The organism is Gardnerella sp. c10Ua_31, from assembly GCF_055700915.1.
Genome location: NZ_JANUYG010000003.1, coordinates 126598 through 149389 on the forward strand (window position 1 = coordinate 126598; position 22792 = coordinate 149389).

At 40.0% G+C, this 22792-nt stretch carries 16 protein-coding genes and 1 riboswitch; of the genes, 11 read left to right on the forward strand and 5 right to left on the reverse strand.

Annotated elements, in window-relative coordinates:
- The first annotated feature begins 79 nt into the window (after positions 1-79).
- The 4 genes from NYP55_RS05620 (at position 80) to NYP55_RS05635 (ending at position 4486) form a co-directional block, all read left to right on the forward strand.
- Complete coding sequence (locus NYP55_RS05620; RefSeq protein ID WP_180963154.1) at positions 80-1459, forward strand: alpha/beta fold hydrolase; 1380 nt, start codon at positions 80-82, stop codon at positions 1457-1459.
- A 133-nt stretch (positions 1460-1592) separates the two neighbouring features.
- Positions 1593-2396: a pyrroline-5-carboxylate reductase gene (gene proC / locus NYP55_RS05625; RefSeq protein WP_102704638.1), complete on the forward strand. Its 804-nt coding sequence runs from the start codon at positions 1593-1595 to the stop codon at positions 2394-2396.
- 56 nt (positions 2397-2452) lie between these two features.
- Positions 2453-3541 (forward strand): redox-regulated ATPase YchF, encoded by a 1089-nt coding sequence (gene ychF / locus NYP55_RS05630; RefSeq protein ID WP_472781675.1) that lies wholly within the window; start codon positions 2453-2455, stop codon positions 3539-3541.
- A 114-nt stretch (positions 3542-3655) separates the two neighbouring features.
- Entirely contained in the window at positions 3656-4486 is an 831-nt protein-coding gene (locus NYP55_RS05635; RefSeq protein ID WP_472781676.1) for a L,D-transpeptidase, read from the forward strand.
- 141 nt (positions 4487-4627) lie between these two features.
- On the opposite strand, the gene NYP55_RS05640 is transcribed toward NYP55_RS05635, so the two are convergent.
- Positions 4628-5689: a YeiH family protein gene (locus NYP55_RS05640; protein WP_472781677.1), complete on the reverse strand. Its 1062-nt coding sequence runs from the start codon at positions 5687-5689 to the stop codon at positions 4628-4630.
- A 239-nt stretch (positions 5690-5928) separates the two neighbouring features.
- Here NYP55_RS05640 and NYP55_RS05645 point away from each other — a divergent pair, with 239 nt between their 5' ends.
- The 3 genes from NYP55_RS05645 to NYP55_RS05655 all read left to right on the forward strand — a co-directional run bounded on the left by NYP55_RS05645 (position 5929) and on the right by NYP55_RS05655 (position 11684).
- On the forward strand, positions 5929-6297 hold the full coding sequence (locus tag NYP55_RS05645) for a DUF488 domain-containing protein (RefSeq protein WP_472781678.1): 369 nt from the start codon (positions 5929-5931) through the stop codon (positions 6295-6297).
- A 345-nt stretch (positions 6298-6642) separates the two neighbouring features.
- Complete coding sequence (locus NYP55_RS05650) at positions 6643-7932, forward strand: uracil-xanthine permease family protein (RefSeq protein ID WP_004132817.1); 1290 nt, start codon at positions 6643-6645, stop codon at positions 7930-7932.
- Positions 7933-8072: 140 nt separating this feature from the next.
- Entirely contained in the window at positions 8073-11684 is a 3612-nt protein-coding gene (locus NYP55_RS05655) for a UPF0182 family membrane protein (RefSeq protein ID WP_018642890.1), read from the forward strand.
- Between the two features lie 109 nt (positions 11685-11793).
- Here NYP55_RS05655 and NYP55_RS05660 read toward each other — a convergent pair whose 3' ends face one another.
- Positions 11794-12585: an ABC transporter permease gene (locus NYP55_RS05660; protein WP_018642892.1), complete on the reverse strand. Its 792-nt coding sequence runs from the start codon at positions 12583-12585 to the stop codon at positions 11794-11796.
- A 383-nt stretch (positions 12586-12968) separates the two neighbouring features.
- On the opposite strand from NYP55_RS05660, the gene NYP55_RS05665 reads away from it, so the two are divergent.
- From NYP55_RS05665 to mfd, 3 genes are all read left to right on the forward strand, one after another.
- Entirely contained in the window at positions 12969-14009 is a 1041-nt protein-coding gene (locus NYP55_RS05665; RefSeq protein ID WP_373271608.1) for an ABC transporter substrate-binding protein, read from the forward strand.
- Positions 14010-14136: 127 nt separating this feature from the next.
- A complete protein-coding gene (pth, locus tag NYP55_RS05670) occupies positions 14137-14736 on the forward strand; it encodes an aminoacyl-tRNA hydrolase (RefSeq protein WP_415702244.1) in 600 nt (199 codons plus the stop codon).
- Positions 14726-18352, forward strand: coding sequence for a transcription-repair coupling factor (gene mfd / locus NYP55_RS05675; protein ID WP_472781679.1), 3627 nt, complete (start codon positions 14726-14728; stop codon positions 18350-18352). Before pth ends, mfd begins: the two co-directional genes overlap by 11 nt.
- 79 nt (positions 18353-18431) lie before the next feature.
- On the opposite strand, the gene NYP55_RS05680 is transcribed toward mfd, so the two are convergent.
- Genes NYP55_RS05680 through NYP55_RS05690 form a run of 3 tightly spaced genes read right to left on the reverse strand, consistent with a single transcriptional unit; the run spans position 18432 to position 21141 of the window.
- On the reverse strand, positions 18432-19247 hold the full coding sequence (locus NYP55_RS05680; protein ID WP_060785939.1) for an ABC transporter ATP-binding protein: 816 nt from the start codon (positions 19245-19247) through the stop codon (positions 18432-18434).
- 43 nt (positions 19248-19290) lie between these two features.
- Positions 19291-20322: an ABC transporter substrate-binding protein gene (locus NYP55_RS05685; protein ID WP_032839224.1), complete on the reverse strand. Its 1032-nt coding sequence runs from the start codon at positions 20320-20322 to the stop codon at positions 19291-19293.
- 30 nt (positions 20323-20352) lie between these two features.
- Complete coding sequence (locus NYP55_RS05690; protein ID WP_016800667.1) at positions 20353-21141, reverse strand: ABC transporter permease; 789 nt, start codon at positions 21139-21141, stop codon at positions 20353-20355.
- A 10-nt stretch (positions 21142-21151) separates the two neighbouring features.
- A riboswitch (TPP riboswitch) is annotated at positions 21152-21258 on the reverse strand.
- A gap of 147 nt (positions 21259-21405) precedes the next feature.
- On the opposite strand from NYP55_RS05690, the gene eno reads away from it, so the two are divergent.
- Entirely contained in the window at positions 21406-22701 is a 1296-nt protein-coding gene (gene eno, locus NYP55_RS05695) for a phosphopyruvate hydratase (RefSeq protein WP_004111823.1), read from the forward strand.
- The last annotated feature ends 91 nt before the right edge of the window (positions 22702-22792 follow it).

Below are 22792 nucleotides of genomic sequence, written 5' to 3' on the forward strand. Positions count from 1 at the left end.
GATTTATATAAGAGTGCGAGTTTGCGTATGTGATTTGTTGTTGCAATGTTGCATGCGAGTGCAGAAAGGAATGTTTACAATGGCACTGCTAACAAAGTATTACGTACCAGGATTGTATGTAGAAGAGCGCGCAATCGATGTTCCTTTAGACTGGGAGCAAAATACTCCAGGCGATTCTATTAAAGGGGAGACGATTCGCCTATTTTGCAGAGTTATTTGCGCTCCAGAACATGTGCATGACGATTTGCCTTTGCTAGTGTTTTTGCAAGGAGGTCCAGGCGGCCAGTGCCCTCGTCCGCTTTCGCCGTCTAGCGATGGTTGGATTCAAGAGGCAATTAAGCATTTTCGTGTTGTTCTTCCAGACCAGCGTGGTGTTGGGCGCTCTTCTAGGGTAGATGCTTCTACGATTAAGCGCATGGCAGACGACGGCGTGAGTGTAGAGAGGCAAGCATGGTACTTAAAGCGATTCTTAGCAGATTCCATTATTCGCGATTTTGAGCATTTGCGCTTAACTGAATTCAATGCAAAGCCGTGGGTTTCTTTGGGTCAAAGTTATGGTGGATTCTTAACGCTTACGTATTTGTCTCTTTTCCCACAGGGCTTACTTGCAAGCTTTACAACGGGCGGTATTCCTCATGTTCCAGCTAGTGCGCGTGAAGTTTACGAGCACACATTCCCACGTATGGCTAGAAAAACTGAGCAATTCTACGAGCGTTATCCGCAAGATGTTGCGCGCGCTGCAGCTATTGCAGATAGGATTTCTCAAGGAGATGTTTTCTTACCTAATGGCGAAAAGTTAACGGTTGAGCGATTCCAGACTCTTGGTTCGTCTTTTGGCATGAAGCCAAGCTTTGAAAGGGTTCATTGGCTGATTGACTCCGCTTTTTCGGATGGAGATGGCTCTCTTAAGGCGTTTAAGCATGGTGGTGGAACAGCAGATGGCTATTTAAGTGATGAGTTTCTTTATGGTGTTATGGATGCAACATCTTCTAGTCCGCTATATTGGCCGCTGCAAGAATTTATTTATGCTGATGGTGAATTAGAGCACCCGATTTTGTGGGCAGCTCAGCAGGTTAGGGAAACAATGCCAGAGTTTTCTGGTAGCGCGCGTCCGCTTTTGTTTACTGGAGAAGCTGTGTTTCCGTGGATGTTTGATCAGCAAAAAGCTTTGCAACCATTCTTGCCAGCAGTTGATTGCATGATGAACGATATGCAATTTGGCAAGATTTACGATTTAGATCAGCTTGCAAATAACGAAGTTCCTTTGCAAGCAGCGGTTTACTTCGACGACTTGTATGTTGATTCTGGTCTTCAGCTAGACACTTTGTCTCATATTTCTAACTCTCATTATTGGACAACTAACGAGTTTGAGCACGATGGAGTTCATGGCGACTTTGTGTTCCGTCATTTGTTGGAAGAAGCAAGGAATCGTGGAGATTTAGAGTCTATATATAAGTGATATAAGTGATAAGTAACTTTTGATTAAAGTACCTAACAAATGATTAGATATACAAGTTATATATACAAATGATTAGATACTTAATAAAAAGTTAGTGTTTATTTTAGTGTTTATTTATTAAGGGGATTTGTTAATGAGTTCTAACTCAATTGGAACCGTTGGATTTATTGGCTTTGGAAACATGGCTCAAGCGATTGCGCAAGGCTTGATTCGCGCTAATGTTTTACAAGGCAAAGATATGGTTGCAAGCGCGGCGCACTTTGAAAAACTTGCTAATAATGCAAGCAAATTTGGCGTAAAAGCGTTAAAAAGCGCGTGTGAAGTTTGCGATTCTAGCAATGTTTTAATTTTGGCTGTAAAACCAAATCAAATAGAAGAAGTTTTGCAACCTATTGCAAAAACTATTGTAGAAAGAAAAATCGCAATTATTTCCGTTGCAGCAGGCTGGACTCTTAAGCGTTACCAGAATCTACTTGGCAAAGATGCTAACGTGCAATGCATTATTCCAAATACGCCAATCGCAGTTTGCCAAGGAGTCACTCTAGCAGAAAGTGAAAATACGCTAACAGATAGTCAACTAGAAGCTTTTAACGCGATTTTTGAGCCTATATCTTTAGTTGAACGAGTAGATAGCGAGCACATGAATATTGCAATGTGTGTTTCTAGTTGCGCTCCAGCTTTTACTGCTATGTACATGGAAGCTTTAGCAGATGCTGGCGTAAAGTATGGTCTAAAGAGAGATTGTGCATATCGCTTGGCTGCAAAGATGATTGAGGGAGTAGGCGCGTTGTATATGGATACTCGCGTTCACCCAGGGGCTATGAAGGACGCAGTATGCTCTCCTGGTGGAACTACGATTCGAGGTGTTGCAAAGCTAGAATCGTGTGGTTTTAGGGGAGATGTTATTAGCGCTGTTGACGCAATTCAACAAAAATAAAACAGTACGAGTATAGTAGTGTAGTCACTTCCGCTAGCTGGTCTAAAGTAGGTAATATGTCTTTAACTATTGGAATCGTAGGTTTGCCTAACGTTGGTAAATCAACTATGTTTAATGCGCTAACACGAAATAACGTTTTAGCGGAAAATTATCCATTTGCAACAATCGAGCCAAATACTGGTATTGTGCCTTTGCCAGACAAACGTTTGCCTGTTTTAGCAAAGCTTGTTAAAACCGAGAAAATCGTTCCAGCAACCGTTACATTTGTTGATATTGCAGGAATCGTTAAGGGTGCAAGCGAGGGAGAAGGCTTGGGTAACAAGTTCCTTGCTAATATTCGTGAGGCGGATGCTATTTGCGAAGTTGTTCGCGCGTTTAACGATGATGACATTGTGCACGTTAATGGCAAGGTGGATCCTGCAGACGATATTGACACAATCAACACGGAGCTTATTCTTGCAGATTTGCAAACAATCGAGAACGCTTTGCCAAAGTTAGAAAAAGATTTACGTGGCAAAAAAGTTACTCAAGAATACGTTGGCGCAGTGAACAAAGCTAAAGAAATTCTTGAATCTGGAAAGACGATTGATCAGGCTCATAGCGAGAAGTTGATTAATAAAGATGACGTTTACGATTTGCACTTGCTTACTGCTAAGCCTTTTATTTATGTGTTTAATGTTGACGATTCGGAGCTTTCGGATGATTCTTTGAAGTCTAAGCTAGCGGCATCTGTAGCTCCTGCAAAGGCGATTTTCCTTAACGCGCAATTTGAGTCGGAGCTTACTGAGCTTGATGAAGAAGATGCTAGAGAAATGCTTGCAGATGCAGGATTACAAGAATCTGGATTGGATCAGCTTGCGCGCGTGGGCTTTGATATTTTAGGGCTTCAAACCTATTTGACGGCTGGCGTTAAAGAAGTTCACGCATGGCAAATTCATAAGGGTTGGACAGCTCCGCAAGCTGCAGGCGTTATTCACACAGATTTTGAGCGTGGATTTATTAAAGCAGAAGTTGTTTCTTACAATGATTTTGTTGAGGCTCAAGGCTCTATGGCAAAAATCAAGGAAGAAGGAAAGCTTCGTCTTGAAGGCCGCGATTACGTTATGCAAGACGGAGATATTGTTGAATTTAAGTTTAATGTGTGATTAGTTAGACAATAATCATATAAATAATCAAATAACGTGTAATTTGGCGCTGCTTAGGCACTATAGTGTAGTATCGAAGTGGCGCCTTTTATTTTGTTTACTTATGGAGATTGTATGAATATATTTTATGCTTTTAAAAGCATGTTAAAGTCGCTTATTTCGCGATTTGTGAAATATGTTATTAGCTTAAAATCTCCAAAAAATCGCAAAATTTTCTACAAGCGTGCGCTCGCTTTTCTAATTGTTTTGGTCTTCTTTAGTTTTGTTGGATTCCAAGTATCGCATGTTGTTCAAGAAGCGAATAAGCGTATTTTTGTAAATCTTAAAGCACAATATTTTAAGTCGCACAAGCTTGATTCCGCTTTAAGTAATGTAAAAAGTAAAAAAGGCGATAATTTTGGCGCAAAGTCGAAAGCAAAAAAGACGCCATTAGAGCATAATGATAAGTCCAAAGATAAGTCTAATGATAGCTCTAATGCACAAAATCAAAATGCGAATGCAATTGATTTTTATAACTTATGGAAGATTTCTACAGGCGGTCAATATCCAAATCTTTCTGGAATAGATGCAAATCATTTGCAAATAAATGTAGACCTTAAAAAACAACGTGTTTATATTTATGCGAATAATAATCTTGTTTATACAATGATTGTTAGCTCTGGAATGAATAACTCCACACCTAAAGGCGATTTTAGAATAGGGCATAGGGGATATCACTTTTACAATAGCACCGAAGGAATGGGTGGAGACTATTGGGTTGGTTTTATAGGAGCAAAGTATTTGTTCCACTCTGTTCCAACTCGTGCTAATTTTGGCGATTATATTGTAAAAGAAGCGCAAAAACTTGGGTCCTCTGCATCGCACGGATGTGTTCGACTAAGTGTTCCAGATGCTAATTGGTTCTATACGAATATTCCAGACGGAACAGCAGTGCATATTGAATAATTTGTTTTAGAGTTATGTAAAGCATTTACGTAAGTAAGAAATATAAAAAATCAGGAGATTTCAAAATTCAATCCCCTGATTTTTTGTTTGCGCTTTAATTGCGTTTGTTTTAACTGCGTTTGCTTTAACTATGTTTGTTTATTAGAAGAACAAAACGCTAGCTGTGCAGGCCAATGCTGTTAAAACAATAGATGCCAGGAAGCTTGCTAAGAATGCTGCTTTTCCTTGCTTAAATATAACTCTAAAGTTTACGTTGATTCCAAGAGCGGCCATAGCCATTCCAAGGAATACGTATCCTGCATCTACAAGGAGTGATGCGTAAGACGAAACAAAAGGCACGTACGTACCAATAACGGATGCTGCAATAAATCCAAGCATAAACCATGGGAAGTTGATTTTGCGCTTTCCGTTATCTTCTACTTGGCTGTGGCGAGCATTCCACCAAATTGCAATAAAGATTGATGTAGGAACAAGCATAAGAACTCGTGTAAGCTTCATGATTGTTGCAACGTCAATGCTTCCAAAAGCTCCGCCCGCTGCAACAGCGTGTGCGATTTCGTGGAGCGATGCGCCAGATGCAATTCCAAGCTGCTGCTTAGTCATTCCAAAGTGAGGAAGAATAAAGATTTCTGCCAAAGCGTAGATTGTGCCCATTATTGCAACTGTTGCAACAGCCATAACCTCGTTTTGTTCTTTTTCGTCCTCATCTTGTGGAAGCACTGGCATAGATCCCGAAAGCCCCATAACAGCTGCCGCTCCGCAAATGCTTGTGCCTCCTGCAGTTAGCATTGCAAGTTGAGGGCTTACTTTAAGAAGTTTTGCAATATTATATGTAACGCAAACCATAACAGCAACGAGTACAGCTGCGATTGGCAAGCACTTTAATCCTTGAGTAAATAGAACGTGCAAATTTAGCTTAAAGCCAAGCAAAATAATGCCTAGTCGAAGTAGCTTATTTGCGATTAGGCCAGCAGATGCTTTAACGCCTGCTCGTCTAGAATCATTGTTCAACTTGTATACGTGCAAAGGCAGCTGCAGAGCCATACCAATAAGCAACGCAATAATAAGAGCTCCCAAAAGGCTTAGGCCTGGGAACTGCTTGAGCCAGCTGCCGATTAAGGAAGCTAGAAGTGTAAGCACAGCTATAAGAGCCATGTTTGTTGTGCAGATTTTCTTTTTCCATGTATCAAAGAAATTAACCATTTAGCCAATTATTCTCTCATAATCGGACAAAAACGAACAAAAAATCAAAAATATTTACACATTTTCTAGCGTTTTGTTGTAATGGCAAGCGACACGCCTATATAAAAATCACATAATAAAACATATTCGATAAAAATCTATCGTAGTTTTGTATTAGTTCCATTTACATTGTGATTAATTAAATCTTGTTGAAAAAAATCATAATTGTGTAATCATTATATGTAGTTAAAGAGGTAATTATGTGCAATATTAATATTCAAATTAAACGCATTTATGAATCATCTGATGAAGATGATGGCTTGCGAGTATTAGTAGATAGATTGTGGCCTAGAGGAATAAGTAAAGAAAAGGCAAATCTTGATTTGTGGTGTAAAGATATTGCTCCATCAAGTGATTTGCGAAAATGGTTTAGCCATAAGCCTGAGCGCTTTAAAGAATTTTCTAATCGTTATATTGAAGAGTTAGATGAGAATCAAGATTGTGTAAACCAAATCGTAGATATATGTAGAAAAAGTAAAAAAGTAACGTTTTTATATGCAGCGAAAGATCCGCGTATAAATCATGCAACTGTATTAAAAGATTACATTCAAAATGTTTTGCAAAATTAAGATTGTAATAAGCGAATCTAATACATAAGCAAAAGTTTATGTTTATAAACTTTTATGAGTAATAATTAGTGGTGTTTGATGCGTTTTCGACACACCGATTTTCCTTGATATTTCAACAAAACAAATTTATAAATTTATTATTTTTCAAATTGTCTCGACACTTTGTGATTAGTACATTAGAATGACCACTTGGCTAGGGGGCGGCGGTTGGTATAGCCTCTGCAAAATCTGCCAAACCTGCGCTTGAGTAGTGCTTGTTTTTTTTTTTTAAGCTGGCGCTTGTTTTGGTGGTTGTTTTTCAATCACAAACGTATATATAAACTTGTTTTATGCAAGGAGAAAACGATGAAATCGTTGTTTACATGGCAGCTTCATGGAGACGGAAAAACTTTGAAGCCAGGAGAAGTAGTAGAGCCAGATGAGCGTTTAACTTGGACTCGTACTGCTGGTATTGGCGCTCAGCATGTTATTGCTATGTTTGGCGCAACATTCTTAGTGCCAATTCTTACAGGCTTTGATCCGTCTACTACTTTAATGTTCACGGCTCTTTCTACAGCACTGTTCTTGTTGATTAACGCAAATAAGCTTCCTAGTTATTTAGGAAGCTCTTTTGGTCTTATAGCACCTGTTATGGCTGTAACTGCAGCACATAAGGGCATTGCTGTAGCAAGCTTTGGCATTATGTGCACAGGTATTCTTCTTGCGCTAATCGGTGTGCTTGTGCATTTTGCAGGAGCAAAGTGGATTGACATTATTATGCCTCCTGTTGTTAACGGTGCAATTGTTGCAATCATTGGCTTTAACTTGGGACCGGCTGTTTGGGGTAACTTCCAAAAGGCTCCAGACACTGCTTTGGTAACTTTGGTTGCAGTTATGCTTATTGCAGTGATTTTCCGCGGTCTTCTTGGGCGATTGAACATCTTGCTTGGTGTTCTTGTTGGCTACGCGTATGCATGCTTCCAGGGTCAAGTTGACTTTAGCAAGATTGAGCAAGCAGCTTGGATTGGCTTCCCTAAGTTCCACACTCCGCAAGTTGACTTCTCTGTTTTGCTTATGTTCTTGCCAGTTGTGCTCGTTCTTATTGCAGAAAACGTTGGTCACGTTAAGTCTGTAGCTCAAATGACTGGCCGCGACTACGATTCCAAGATTGGTACAGCTTTGTTTGCAGACGGCTTAGGCACTGCAATAGCTGGTTGCTTTGGCGGTTGCGGTACTACAACATATGGCGAAAACATTGGCGTTATGGCTGCAACAAAAGTGTATTCTACTGCCGCTTATTGGTGCGCTGCATTCTTTGCATTCGTGTTAAGCCTTTGCCCAAAGTTTGGTGCAATTGTAAACTCCATTCCAGCTGGCGTTTTGGGTGGTGTAACCACTTTGCTTTACGGCATGATTGGCATGATTGGCGTGCGCATTTGGGTAGAAAACAAAGTGAACTTCGATAAGCCAGTTAACATTATGATTGCTGCAATCGTTATGATTATTGGCATTGCTAACTTCCAATTTGCTGTTTCTGGAATTCAGTTCAACGGTATTGCAATCGGCACTGTTGTTGTGTTGGTTGTTTACCACGTAATGAAAGCGATTGGAAAGCTTACTGGAACAATCGCTAAAGACGATCCAGATGTTGCTTAGCATAAATGCTTATATGATTTAATTTAATCAAATTAGGCGCGTTCGCTACTTTTGCGAGCGCGCTTTTTTGTAATTACTTTTGACTACACAACAAACACAACACGTAGATTGGGAATAATTAGTATAGTATTATTAACCTTATGTTGAAAGTCATTATAGAAATACTCATTGGCGTTGCATGGGCTGCTTTTGGCGCTTATATGGCTAAAAAACCTAAAAACACTAAAGTGCATAAGCGTTCCGATTATACAAGCGATGGAAAGAAAAAGAGCAATCAAAATAATGATTCTGCCAATACTTCTGCCGATACTTCTACGGATGATTCCAACGATCAAGATGTAGTTATAGAAAGCATTGATGAAGATAATAGCAATGCAAATGTTGTTACTAAAGATGAGTCTAAAGATGAGTCTAAAGATGAGTCTAATAGTAAAAACAAAGATAAGACTTCTTCAAAGTTTGCAAAAAAAATAAAAGATTTGGCAGACTATTATAGTGACGATGATGACCTAGGTGACCTCTTTAGTGACATATTAGAAGCTAAGAAAAAACTAGAAAACGAAGGCGATTTACACAAAAATAGCAATACTAGTGAAGATAGTGAGAATAGTGAAAATCGCGAAAGCAATACTAGCAATATTAGCGATAATAGTGAAAGCAATAAAAGCGATAATACAAGCTCAAACAGTAAGGAGAATAATCGCTATATGAGAATAGATTTTGATGTAAATAAGTTTGTTGGAAAATCAAGAAAATGGCGTTGGGCTATTGTTGCAATCGTAGTAGCAATAGCTTTTATATGCTCAATTATTTTTGGTTTTTCTACTTTTATTACAGATTGCATGTGGTATGCGCAACTTGGATTTGAGAGCGTAATCTGGATTCAACTAGCCGCAAAAATCGGCGTTTGGGCTCTGTATGCTCTGCTTATGGCTGCGTTTGGGTATTTGTCTGCATATATTGCGATTAAAAAACGCCCTGGAAGCGAAGATGGCGTATATGTTAAAGAAAAAGGCAATATTTTAGACACTAAAAAGGGAATAAGCTCTAAGCTTGCAATGCATGTTGCAGGAGTTGTGTCTTTGATTGTAGGCGCTGTGTTTGGAATGCAATTCTACAATCATTGGGTGCAAATTTTGCTTATGTTTAACTACCAATCATTTGGTATTAAAGATCCGCAATTTGGATTTGATAACGGCTTCTACGTGTTTGCTTTGCCAGGCTTGCGTCTTTTTACAAGAGCGTTTATTGTTCTTCTTGCTGTTTCTTTGCTATTTAGCGTTATAACAAACGCTTTGATGGGAGCTGTAAGAATTACACTTCCTGTAGATGGAAAGGGCATTTTTAGCATAACTAAAAGCGCAAGGCGTCAAATTTCTGCATGGTTTATGCTAGTTGTTATTTTCTGGTCCGTTTTGCAAATATTAGATGTGTTTGCGATTGTAAATTTGGATGGTTCTAAGATTACTGGCGGATCTTACACAGATATGAATGCTGGTGTTCCTTCCAGCATTGCAATGGCTGTAATAACACTAATTGTTGGAATTGTTATAACAGCGTGGCTGCTAAAATCTCATGCTCTTAATGGGAATGTAAAAATTGGCACGCGTTTTGTTGTAGCTGTTAAAGCTTGGCGCACACCTGCTATAGCTGTTGCATCTTTAGTTGTATGCGCTATGGTGTTATCTTTTGCTTGGCCTGCTCTTTTGCAACGTTTTAAGGTAGCGCCGAATGCTCAAGAATTAGAAGCCACTTATATTCAGCGAAATATTGATGCAACTAAGTTTGCGTATGGCTTAAATAATGTTAAAAAAGAATCGTATAACGCTACTTCGGAAGGAAAGTCGGGAGCGCTTGCAAAAGAAGCAGAGTCTACTGCACAAATCAGGCTTTTAGACCCTCAAGTTACTTCTCCAACATTCCGTCAATTGCAGCAATCTAAGCAATACTATACTTTTGCAGATACTCTTTCTGTAGATAAGTACGACATTGATGGAGTGAGTCAAGACACGGTTATTGCTGCGCGCGAGCTTGATCTAGCTGGAAACGATAATCGAAATTGGGTTAATGACCACACTGTTTATACGCACGGGTATGGCGTTGTTGCAGCTTATGGAAACAAGGTTACTGCAGATGGTCAGCCGCAATTTATGGAGTATGGAATTCCAACTCAAGGAAAGCTTACAAAGTTAAAGAAGTATGAGCCGCGTATCTACTTCTCGCCAAATGCTCCAAAGTATTCGATTGTTGGTTCTCCAAAAGGCTCTGCTCCTTGGGAATTTGATTATCCAACTGGCTCAAATGGCGCTTTAACAACGTTTAAGGGAAATGGTGGACCAAGTGTAGGTAACTTCTTCTCTAAGCTGCTACACGCTATTCGTTTTGAATCAGATCAAATCTTATTCTCGGATAGAGTTACTGCAAATTCTCAGATTTTGTATGATCGCGATCCTAAGACTCGTGTTTCTAAAGTAGCTCCATACTTGACATTAGATGGGCGCGTTTACCCAGCAGTTGTTGACGGACGAGTTAAGTGGATTGTTGACGGATATACAACGTCCGACTCTTACCCATATTCGCAAATGACTGATTTTGGGCAGGTGACTCAAGATTCTACAACAACAACATCTCGTTCGATTAAAGGCTTGACTAATCAGCGAGCAAACTATATTCGCAATTCAGTTAAAGCTACTGTTGATGCGTACGACGGTTCTGTTGACTTGTATGTGTGGGATAAAAAAGACCCTGTGATTAAAGCTTGGAGATCAATATTCCCAGGGCATTATCACGATATTTCTAAGATTTCTGGCGATTTGATGAGTCATATTAGATACCCAGAAAGCTTGTTCAAAGTACAAAGGCATTTGCTTGCAAAGTATCATGTTGACAGCGCAAGCCAGTTCTTCTCGGGAGAAGACTTCTGGCAGACTCCAGTAGATCCTACAGAATCTCAAAGTCTTCAGAGAGAAGATATTTTGCAACCTCCATACTATTTGACCTTGCAAACTAGAGGAGCAAACAAGCCAGTATTTTCGCTTGTTTCTACATACATTCCTGCTGGAAGATCTACTCGAGAGATCCTAACTGGATTCTTGTCTGTAAATTCAGATGCTGGAAATGTTGCTGGAAAAGTAAGCGAAAATTATGGAAAACTAATGCTTCAAGAGTTACCTAAAGTTTCCAATGTTCCAGGACCTGGTCAAGCTCAAAACAACTTTAATGCTAATGCAAATGTTTCTAAAGAGTTGAATTTGCTTGAATCTGGATCAACTAAAGTTAAGCGTGGAAATTTGCTTACATTGCCACTTGGCGGTGGATTGGTTTACGTAGAGCCTGTTTATGTACAATCTAGCGGATCTACTAGCTACCCATTGCTTAAGAAAGTATTGGTTGCTTTTGGAGATCAAGTTGGATTTGCAGACACTTTGGATGAAGCATTAAACCAAGTATTTGGAGGAAACTCTGGCGCAAATGCTGGCGATGCTTCCAATAATTCTGGCGTAAACAATATTGCTTCTAATCCTAAGCAAAAAGATTCGGCTAAGAATAGCGAAAATGGCAATAAAAATGCTAATGCTAAGGCAGGCGCTGATTTTAGTGCAAAAGCAAAAATGGCTCTTAAGCGAGCAGCTCAAGCGCTAAAGGATTCGGATGCTGCAATGAAATCTGGAGATTGGCAAGCGTATGGCAAAGCTCAAAAAGAGCTAAGCGATGCGATTAACGATGCTATTAAAGAAGACTCTGGAAAGTAAAAGCAAAAGTCAAATAAGCGCCTAAAGCAGCTTTAGACTAATAAAAAATAATGCCGAGCATAGTTTAGATTATGTTCGGCATTATTTTATGTGTTGGCTTTATGCGTTTTTACATTTGATTATCTGGGTCTTCGTCGTCTTCTACAGGACCGAGCAATAATCGCTCGCTTATATTAACTACGCCCATCAATATTGCTGTAAACGCAATAATTACGAATGTTGCAGAAAAAATAAGCGGAGTGCGGAAAGAATTATATGCAGCTTGCAGCCAAATACCTAATCCTTGACGAGCGCCAAGATATTCTGCAGTGGTAGCTGCGCCAAAAACGTAGGCTGTACTAATGCGAATTCCACCAAAAATTTGTCGAGCTGCAATCCTTAATTTTACGTGCCAAAGCGTCCAAACTCGTCCCGCTCCGCATGTGAGAGCTACATCGCTATAAAAACTTGGAACTGCATCAAGACCTCTAATTGTTTGAACAGCAATAGGGAACATGCTAAAAATAGCTGCGATAACAATTTTTCCAGACATTTCGAAACCGAACCATATAAGAAATAGCGGGGCAATCGAAATAAGTGGTAACGTTTGTGCAGCACAAAGAAGGGGGAATAAAGCTGCGTGAACCAGCTTGCATACGTGAAAAAGTACGCCCAGTAAAATGCCGCACACAATGGCAAGACTAAAACCAACAATTGTTTCTTCAATAGTTGCAAGGGTTGCAGGCCATAATTGTGGCCATACATCGAAAGTTGCTTTAGCAATATCTGTAGGAGTTGGAATAGAATTTTCTGGAATTTTATAGAATTCGCAAGAAAGCTGCCAAAAAATTAGTAATGTAATAGTAGAAATTATTGTTGGCAGATAATTGTGCAGTAGTGTTTTCCAGCGCGCGCGCGTCATGGAATATCGTTCCTTTCAGTACACAAGCCATAATGCTTGTTGTAGCTGCTTGACTGCTGCCCCAATCAAACAACGTAAAATTTTACAAACTTTCTTGTATGAAAATATCACATAGCTAGTATGTAGTTAGCAAGCGTGTATTTTATGCGTATTTGTCTTTCGATTAGTGCATAATTTATTCGTTTCGTGAGTCAATGTGTGGCAAACCAAAAGTTCTAATTTTTGGGGGCATTGAACGGCGCGGGCTAGGCCCTTGATACCGTTTTCTGCCAAGTTCGTGTCACATTCCCAGAAAGCGGTTATTTAAGAAAGTTAGGGAACTCATGATATGCGACTTATGGCGTAATGTGCGAGCTTTTTGTTTGAAATTTAATAAAAATATTATGCGTGTAATAGCAGTTTTTATAAGCTCATGCTGCATTCTGTCTTTGTGCGCGTGCGGATCAAACAATAGTAAGCAGAATAGTAAATCTGGTCTTCAAAACGTTTCGTTTATGCTTTCGTGGATACCTGATACTAATCATATTGGCATATACGTGGCAAAGCATATGGGGTGGTTTAAGCAAGCTGGTTTACACGTGAATATTTTGGCTGTGTCTCAAACTGGTGCCGAGCATGCTGTTGACTCGGGTGCTGCGGATTTTGCTTTAAGTAATACTACTAGTCTTGCAGATTTCAGTACAAAAGGCACTAAATTGAAGGAAGTTTTGCAAGTTCAGCAAAAGCCTAGCGCAATTTGGTGCTCTCTTTATAAAAATACTAAAATTCATTCTCCTAAAGACTTTGATGGTAAAACTTTTGCAACCTTTGGATCTGCAGAAGGTGATGCTGTGATTCGTAGAATGATTCAGCATGATGGTGGCAAAGGTAAGTTCGATAAGGTTACTGTTGGTACTTCTACGTTCCGTACGCTTGAATCCGGAAAAGCTGATTTTGGTGGTTTTTATGGTACTTGGGAAGGTGTGCAGGCGCAAATGTATGGTCCAAAGTTGCGTTGCTTTAAGACAGCAGATTATGGAGTTCCTGGTCAGCCAGATACGATTGGTGTTATTACTAACGCAAACACAGTTAAGCGCAATCCGAAGCTTGTTCGCGCTTTTGTTAAAGCCGTTAAGCGCGGTTATGAATACGCTTACAATCATCCAGATGAAGCTGCGAACATTTTAGTAAAAGAAGCTCCTGAATCTAATCTTGATGTGAAATTCGTTAAGCGAAGCATGAAGATGATTGTTGACGGGCAATATTGGGGTAATCGTGCAGACATAAAAAGCGGCAAGTTTGTGTTCGGCACAAATGATATTAAGGGTGCTCAAGAATACTTTGACTTCCTAAGCAAGGAAGGTGCGTATACGGATTCTAAAGGCAAAGTAACATATAAAACTCCTCAAGCAAAAGAATTAACTACGGACGAATTTTTGAAGTAGTTTACGCAATGACTTGAGTCTTGCTAAAATAAAGTACGGTATATGAGGGCGTATCGGGTAGTTGTGTAATCAAACTTCAATCGGTACGCCCGTTTTGTTGTTGAGTTTATAAGATTGGGTGTGAATTATGGCTTCGGATTTTTGGCTTATTGCTGGCCTTGGCAATCCTGGATCTAAGTACGAAGGTACTCGTCATAATATGGGATTTATGGTTGCGGATTTGCTTGCTGAGCGGTGGTCAATATCTTTTTCTGACCATAAAGGCTTGTCTAAACTTGGCAAGGGAGTTATGAATTTAGACGGTAAGCTTGCAAAGTTCTTTCTTGCTAAGCCGCTTACTTTTATGAACGATTCTGGAGCTGCAGTATCTTCTATAAGCTCTTATTATCAAATTGAGACGGATCATATTGTGATTGTTCACGACGATATGGATTTGGATTTTGGGCGCATTAAAGTAAAAGCTGGAGGCTCTGCTGGAGGTCATAACGGTATTCGTTCTATAGATCGCAGTCTTGGAACTCCGCAATATGCGCGCGTAAGAATGGGTGTTGGGCATGCTCAGCGTGGTGCTCATGCTCACGATAATACTGTTAATTGGGTTTTGGGTGGATTTGCTGGTGCGCAAAAATCTGAACTTCCTAATTTTTTGGCAGATGGCGCAGATGCTGTAGAAAGTGTGATTTTCCGCGGGCTTGCAGCCACTCAGGAGCATTTTAATGGCAGATAAGTATGATTCTTTTGCTAACAAAATGCTAGATTCTAAAGATTTTAATATTTCTGATGCTTCTTTTGGAAGCATACTTAAAGATATTTGTAAGAAAAATGATTCGTTTAAGTCTTTAGCTTTGCTTGAAGAAGATTTTTCTAATCCTCTTAATGTGTATTGTCCAAGTGGAGCTAGATCTGCTGTAGCTGCTGCAATGGCTACTAAAAAGCCTGTTGTTTTAGTGGTTCCATCTGGTAGAGATGCTTTGGAATCGCTTGAATCAATACGCGATTTTTATAATGGGGACCCTAAAGATATTGCTAATCTTGAAGCTTGGGAGACTCTTCCGCACGAGCGTCTTTCTCCTAGAGCAGATACTGTAGCAAGTAGAATGGCGGTTTTTAGGCGATTAAAGCATCCGCAAAGTGGGGAAGATAGCAAAAGTGGCAAAAGCGGCATGTTTAGCCCAATTCGCGTTCTTGTTATGCCAGTTCGATCCCTTATTCAGCCAGTTGTTAAGGGTCTTTGCAACGTAGAGCCGCTTGTTTTTGAATGTGGCAATGAGATTTCTATTGAGCTTGCTACAAAGCGACTTGTTGAAAACTCGTATAATCGCGTGGAACTTGTTATGAATCGCGCTGAATTTGCTGTTCGAGGCGGAATTATAGACGTTTTTCCTCCAACAATGGATCATCCTGTGCGTATTGAGTTTTTTGGAGATGAGATTGACGCAATCAAACAATTCCACGCATCTGATCAGCGCACTTATGGGAAGAATATTAATAGTGTTTGGGCTACACCTTGCCGAGAATTGCAACTTACAAAAGATATTCAAAAACGAGCAAGGTCTTTGATTGGTAAAATTCCAAATGCTCAAGATATGCTTGAATCAATCGCAAATGCAATACCTGTAGAGGGTATGGAGTCTTTGATTCCAGCATTAGTTGACAACATGGAACCCGTGGAAAATTTGCTTGATAAAAACGCAATAATTTTGGTTTCCGACTTAGAAAAATGCAAGCGCGCAGCTAACGATTTAGTTAAAACAGCAAACGAGTTTTTGGCTGCAAGTTGGCATGTTGCTGCGTCTGGCAAGGGTGCTGGCGCTCCAATAACATTCGATAAAGCTAGTTTTCTTGATTTTGGCAGCGTTTTAGAAAATCTTGAAAACAACAATCATCAAGTAATTAACTTAAACAGTTTTGCAATAGATTCAGCAGATAAGTCGTTAGCAACCGTTGATTCTAAAGAAGAAAACGAAAATAAAGTCGTAAAAAATAACTATTTAGACTTGTGCATTAAATCTCCTCAAGAATTTAGAGGAGATAGTGAGAAGATTTCTAGCGGAATATATGGTCTTATTTCTAACGGATACAAGGTTTATATTAGTGCTGCTTCAAGTGGAATTTTATCAAGACTTGCGAGAGCGGTACGTGCAAGTGGTGTATTTGATTTTTCGGAAGTTCAATCGAAAATAGTTGACGGTTTTATAGATGCGCAAAGTAAAATCGCAATTCTTAGCGAAAGAGATTTAACAGGAAAGTCATCTTCTGTAAGTGGTTTTAAGTCGCCAAAGCGTAGAAAAAAAGAAATCGACCTTCTAGACCTTAAGCCAGGAGATTTTGTTGTTCACGAACAGCATGGAATTGGCAAATTTATAGGCATGAGGCAGAGGAATGTAAAAACTTCAAACGGAGAAGCTACGCGCGAATACTTGGAAATTGAGTACGCGCCAAGTAAACGCAATGCTCCTGCAGATAAGCTTTTTATTCCAACAGATCAACTTGATTTAGTTAGCAAATATGTTGGTGCCGAAATTCCAAAGCTAAATAAGCTTGGAGGAGCTGACTGGGCTGCTACAAAAGAAAAAGCACGAAAAGCTGTTCAAGAAGTTGCACAAGACTTGATTAAACTTTATTCTGCACGAGCATCTAGCAGCGGATTTGCTTTTAGCGCAGACACTCTATGGCAAAAAGAACTTGAGGACGATTTTCCATACCAAGAAACTCCAGATCAGCTTACGACTATTGACGAAGTTAAGCAAGATATGCAAAAGCCAATTCCAATGGATAGGCTGATTTGCGGAGACGTTGGTTTTGGCAAAACCGAGATTGCTGTGCGCGCTGCTTTTAAGGCTGTTCAAGACGGCAAACAAGTGGTTGTTCTAGCGCCAACAACTCTTTTAGTTCAACAACATTACGAAACTTTTACTAATCGCTTTTCTGGATTCCCCGTAACTGTTGCTGCAATGAGTAGATTCCAAAGCGAAAAAGAGGTTAACAATACTATTCAAGGCCTTGAATCGGGCGAAGTTGATGTTGTTATTGGCACGCATAAGCTTTTGAATCCAAACATAAAATTCAAGGATTTAGGGTTGGTGATTATAGACGAAGAGCAGCGTTTTGGTGTTGAACACAAGGAGACTTTGAAAGCTTTGCGCACAAACGTAGACGTGCTTAGCCTTTCTGCAACGCCAATTCCTCGAACGCTTGAAATGGCTGTTACTGGTATTCGCGAAATGTCTACTCTTGCTACGCCTCCAGAAGACCGTTTGCCAGTCTTGACTTATGTTGGAGCTTACGAAGACGCGCAAGTGGCGGCTTGTGTTAAGCGAGAGCTGCTTAGAGGTGGTCAAGTATTTTACGTGCATAATCGAGTAGAAGATATTAGTAAAGTTGCGGCTAATATTCAAAAACTTGTTCCAGATGCTAGAGTTGCGATTGCGCACGGAAAAATGGGTGAGAAGCAACTTGACACTATTATTCGTGATTTTTGGCATAGAGATATTGACGTTCTTGTTTGCACTACGATTATTGAAACGGGATTAGATATTTCTAACGCTAATACGCTTATTGTTGACCACGCAGATAGATTCGGCTTAAGTCAGCTTCACCAATTGCGCGGGCGCGTTGGTAGAGGTCGTGAGCGTGCGTACGCATACTTTTTGTACGATCCTACTAAGCCGATGACTCAACAAGCACACGACAGGCTTGCAACAATCGCTCAATATACTGCTCTTGGATCTGGGTTTGATGTTGCTATGAAAGATTTGGAGCTTAGAGGCACTGGAAACTTGCTTGGCAATGCGCAAAGTGGCCACATTGAAGGTGTTGGATTTGATTTATACGTGCGAATGGTTTGTGAAGCTGTTGAAAAATACAAAGAGCCAGAGCATAAAGAAACTATTTCCACGTCTATTGATTTGCCTGTTGAAGCTTCTCTTCCAGTTGATTATATTGCTTCCGACAAGCTTCGTTTAGAAGCGTACCGTAAGCTTGCTTCCGCTAACAATAATAAGGATTTACAAGAGTTGCGAGATGAGTTGCTTGATCGTTTTGGCGAGCCGCCTGAAGCGTTTAGCATATTGTGCGATGTTGCTCGCTTGCGTTTTAAGGCTCGTGATCTTGGTATTACGCAAATTAGCTCTCAAGGTAAATCGGTTCGTGTTATTGGTTTAGATCCAAAAGAATCATTGTGGATGCGTTTGCAAAGGATTTACCGCGGAGTTAAGTATCGTCCGCTTATTCATACGCTTATTATTCCATCGCCTTTTGAATCTTCACTTGGAACTAGCGCAATGAGTGAGCGCGAAATACTCGATTGGGTGCGCCAACTTCTTGAAGATTTAGCTTGGTAAGGTGAATTATTGCGTTGTTTATAAATAAAGGCGGCCGCTATTTTTGCAGTCGCCTTTATTCACATTATTTTCGAGTTACTTATTGCAAAGTTTCTCTAAGTTCATCTTCGATTTCGCTATGATTTACAGGGCGATTTTGAGCATCAAGATCTTCGCGATTAATGTTCCATTGCTTAGCAATTTTGCCATCTTTTATCATAAGAATGCGGTTAGAAAGTCTTACAGCTTCCGCAATATCATGCGTAACCATAAGTGTAGTCCAGCCATATTTAGCTTGAAGATTATTGAGCAAATCTTGCATATCGAAACGCGTAAGAGCATCCAAAGCTCCAAAAGGCTCGTCAAGTAACAATAATTCAGGACTTCTAACTAAAGCTCTTGCTAAAGATACGCGCTGCTGCTGGCCTCCAGAAAGCTCAGAAGGCCACTTATTATCGTAACCAACAAGCTGCATTTGGCAAAGCGCTAAATGCGCAATATTCTTAAGATCTTGCTTACTTCCTTCCATGCCAAAAACAACATTTTTGTTTACAGAAAGCCACGGTATTAATCGTGCATCTTGAAAACCAATAGCCTGACGGCTTGTGGCATGAATGCTGCCTTCGCTAGGAGTTAGAAGTCCTGAAATTATTTTCAAAAGCGTAGTTTTTCCGCATCCCGATCTACCAATAAGCGAAACAAATTCGCCCTTTTTAATTCTCATCGTAATGTTTTTCAATACAAAAGAAGAATTATTTGCAAAATCATTTTCTGTATTTTTATCTTTTGCACTTGCGAAAGAAATGCCCAGATTCTCTATATTAACGCAGTAATCGCTATCGTTAATATTCGATTTGCAAGTAGATTCTTTGGAAACTTCTACATTGCTACGCTTATGAAAAATGCTATTAAACATAGTCGTATTCTAAAGTCGTATTCTAATTACAATTAGTAATCGTTTACTTGCTGCAGTCGATTACAGCTTTAGAGAAATCAGGAACTTCTTTAATGAATCCGTATTTAACATATTCCTTAGCTTGTTGTTTAAGCATTTTCATAGTTTCTGCATTCATTGGTCGAATTTGTGGAATGTCAAACTTAGCTAATTCTTTCATTGTTTCATCGGATGCACCAAACTTCTTATACATATCAAGAATAATCGAATGCTTCTTCTTAACTCTTTTACCTTCTTCTACTAAAGCACGATACATTTTCTTTAATAACTGTGGGTGCTTTTTAGCAAATTCAGCAGATGCAACTTGGATTCCGAAGTTAATATTTCCATAATCTTTTGCAGTGACTAGAAGTTTTGATCCTGGAGTTGCAAGAGCTGCAGCAAAGTTCTGATCGAAGGTTGCTAATGCGTCAACTTGACCAGTTGTGAATGCTGCATGGAAGTTCTTTGGACTCATCTCTACTTCTTGAACTTTAGATGGGTCAAGTCCTGCTTTTTCAAAAGCTTTGTGAATTATATAATCTCCACTTCCACCTTTAGCAATAATTCCAATCTTCTTTCCGTATAAGTCTTTAAGCGATTTGATTCCGCTATTTGGTGCTGCTACGATTCCTTGAGCGTTTCCATTGTAATAGTTAATAGCATAAGCAACCCATGGCTGGCCTTTGGAGATAAAATGAATAAAATGGCCAGATCCTGTGGTTGTTACGTCTGCGTTTCCAGAAGTTACTGCAGTGTTTGCTTCTGGAGGAACATATGGCCCGCTAAATGTAACCTTTGCCTTACCAAAGATCTTATCTGCCATCTTTGTGTTATTTGAAAGAGTTGTTAAATAATTTGCAGAAGTCAAATATGCTACTCTTAAAGTTCCAGTATCTTCTTTTACTTGCTTAGTAGTATTTGTGGAAGATTTTGCGGATGATGCTTGTGTTTTATTGTTCGAGCTCCCGCATGATGCTAGGGTGATTGCTGTGCAAAGCGCGCAGAAAGCTGCTAATGCTCGCTTGCTTGTTGTAGATAATGCGAATTTAGCCATTTTATTCTCCTAATTATTTTGCTAATATTCTTAGTTCTGTTTGATTTTAACGATGGATGAACGTCGCTCAGGCATGCAAATTTTTTCTAAAAGTGTTGCAATTCCTTCAGAAAGTAGACCTGCAATCGCGTATAAAACTATGCATAGCAGCATTTGATCTGGTCTGTAAAATTCTTGTGATCTTGCAAGAACATATCCAATTCCTTTTGAAGCGTTGACTGTTTCACACGTTACCAATGCCACCCAAGACACTGATATTGCAAAGCGCAAAGCAGTCATAAAGTTAGGTAGCGCTCCTCGAAGAAGAATTGTGAAAAATACTGTTTTGCTATTTACTTTGTATGCGCGAGCTAATTCCAAGAGTTTGGGATCAATATTACGAACTCCATCCCTCATATTTACGTAGAACGTTCCAAATACGCCTATAGCAATAAGAGCTATTTTCATAGTCTCACCAATGCCTAATAAAATAATAAGCAAAGGTGCTAGTGCAGTAAAAGGAACAGACCGTAGCATGTGGCCAGGCTTGTTAATAATAATGTCGCCCAGCTTTGTGCTACCAGAAATAACTCCTGCTGGAACTGCAATTATCATTCCTAAACATAATCCTGCAATAACTCTTGTAAAACTAATTCCCAACGAAGGCCAAATTAAACCTTCTGAGTTTAATTCTTGAAAAGCGTTAATTACTTCTGCAGGTGATGGAATGTGCCTAGTCTCTTTAGGCCCAAGTGTAGCTAAAAACCATCCAATAAGTATGACAAGTGTAGAAAGCCATGGCACACATAAACGTAGTGAAGAAGATGCATTTTTTAGCATGCTCTTACAATGGCTAACCATTCGACATTCCCTTCGATAGTACTAGCTATATCAGGTTCGACGGGTATAATCTCAGCAATTACAATCAAGCAAATAATTGCACCCCGTGTCAGTTTGTTATTATTGTACAAAGGTGTGGACAAATTAACAAAAGCTTAGATTATATAGTCTTGTATGCTTAACGACTTACGCTGCGAAATAACGTCCATAAAACGCATTAATCTTAAATATGTTACACAACCAACAGATAAATAAGGAGTAGTTGTGGCAGCTATTGAAAGCGTATATGCACGCGAAATTTTGGATTCTCGTGGAAATCCTACTGTTCAGGTTTATTTGGAGACCGAAGATGGCGCTCAAGGAATTGGTTTAGTTCCTTCTGGTGCTTCAACTGGTGAGGCAGAAGCTTGGGAGCGTCGCGATGGCGATAAGTCTCGCTACCAAGGCAAGGGTACTTTGGAAGCAGTTAAGGCTGTTAACGAAGTAATCGCTCCAAAGGTTATTGGCATGGATGCCTCTGATCAGCGCGCTCTTGATGAAACAATGATCGAGCTTGATGGCACTCCAAACAAGGGCAAGCTTGGCGCAAACGCTATTCTTGGCGTTTCTCTTGCTGCTCTTTATGCTGCTGCTGAGTCTGCTGAGCTTCCTTTGTATCGCTACATTGGCGGTACAAATGGCCACATTCTTCCAGTTCCAAACATGAACATTATGAACGGTGGTGCTCACGCTGATTTTGCAACCGATATTCAGGAATACATGATTTCTCCATACGGTTTTGCTACTTATAGCGACGCTTTGCGCGCTGGCGTTGAGGTTTATCACACCTTAAAGAACGTTTTGAAGAAGGAAGGCTTGGCTACTGGTCTTGGCGACGAAGGTGGCTTCGCTCCAAAGATGAAGTCCAACGAAGATTCTTTGAAGTACATTATGGATGCAATCGAAGCTGCAGGTTACGAGCCGGGCAAGCAGATTGGTATTTCCCTCGACGTTGCTTCTTCTGAGTTCTACAACAAGGAAACTGGCAAGTATCGTTTCGACGGCGAAGAGCGCGAATCTGCTTACATGCTTGATTACTACGAGAAGCTCATTAACGAGTATCCAATCGTTTCTATCGAAGATCCATTCCAGGAAGAAGGCTGGGATGATTGGGCAGCAATCACCAAGCGTCTTGGCGATCGTTTGCAATTCGTTGGTGACGACTTGCTCGTTACTAATCCAAAGCGTTTGGCTAAGGGCATTGAGCTTGGAGCAGCTAACTCCTTGCTCGTAAAGTTGAACCAGATTGGTTCCGTTACCGAGACTCTCGACGCTATTGAGCTTGCAACCAAGAATGGCTTCACTTCTATGGTTTCCCACCGTTCTGGCGAAACCCCAGATACCACCATTTCTGATCTTGCTGTTGCTAAGAACACTGGCCAAATCAAGACTGGTGCTCCTGCTCGTGGCGAGCGTATTGCTAAGTACAACCGCTTGCTTGAGATTGAAGAAGAGCTTGGTTCTACTGCTCAATATGCTGGTTACAGCGCATTCAAGGCTTGCAAGAAGTATATGAAGTAATATGCTAGAGCTTTTATAAGTTCTACGTAAGTCTTGTTTAAGATCTAGACTGTAGCATAATTCGGCCAGTCGCATTCATGCGATTGGCCGT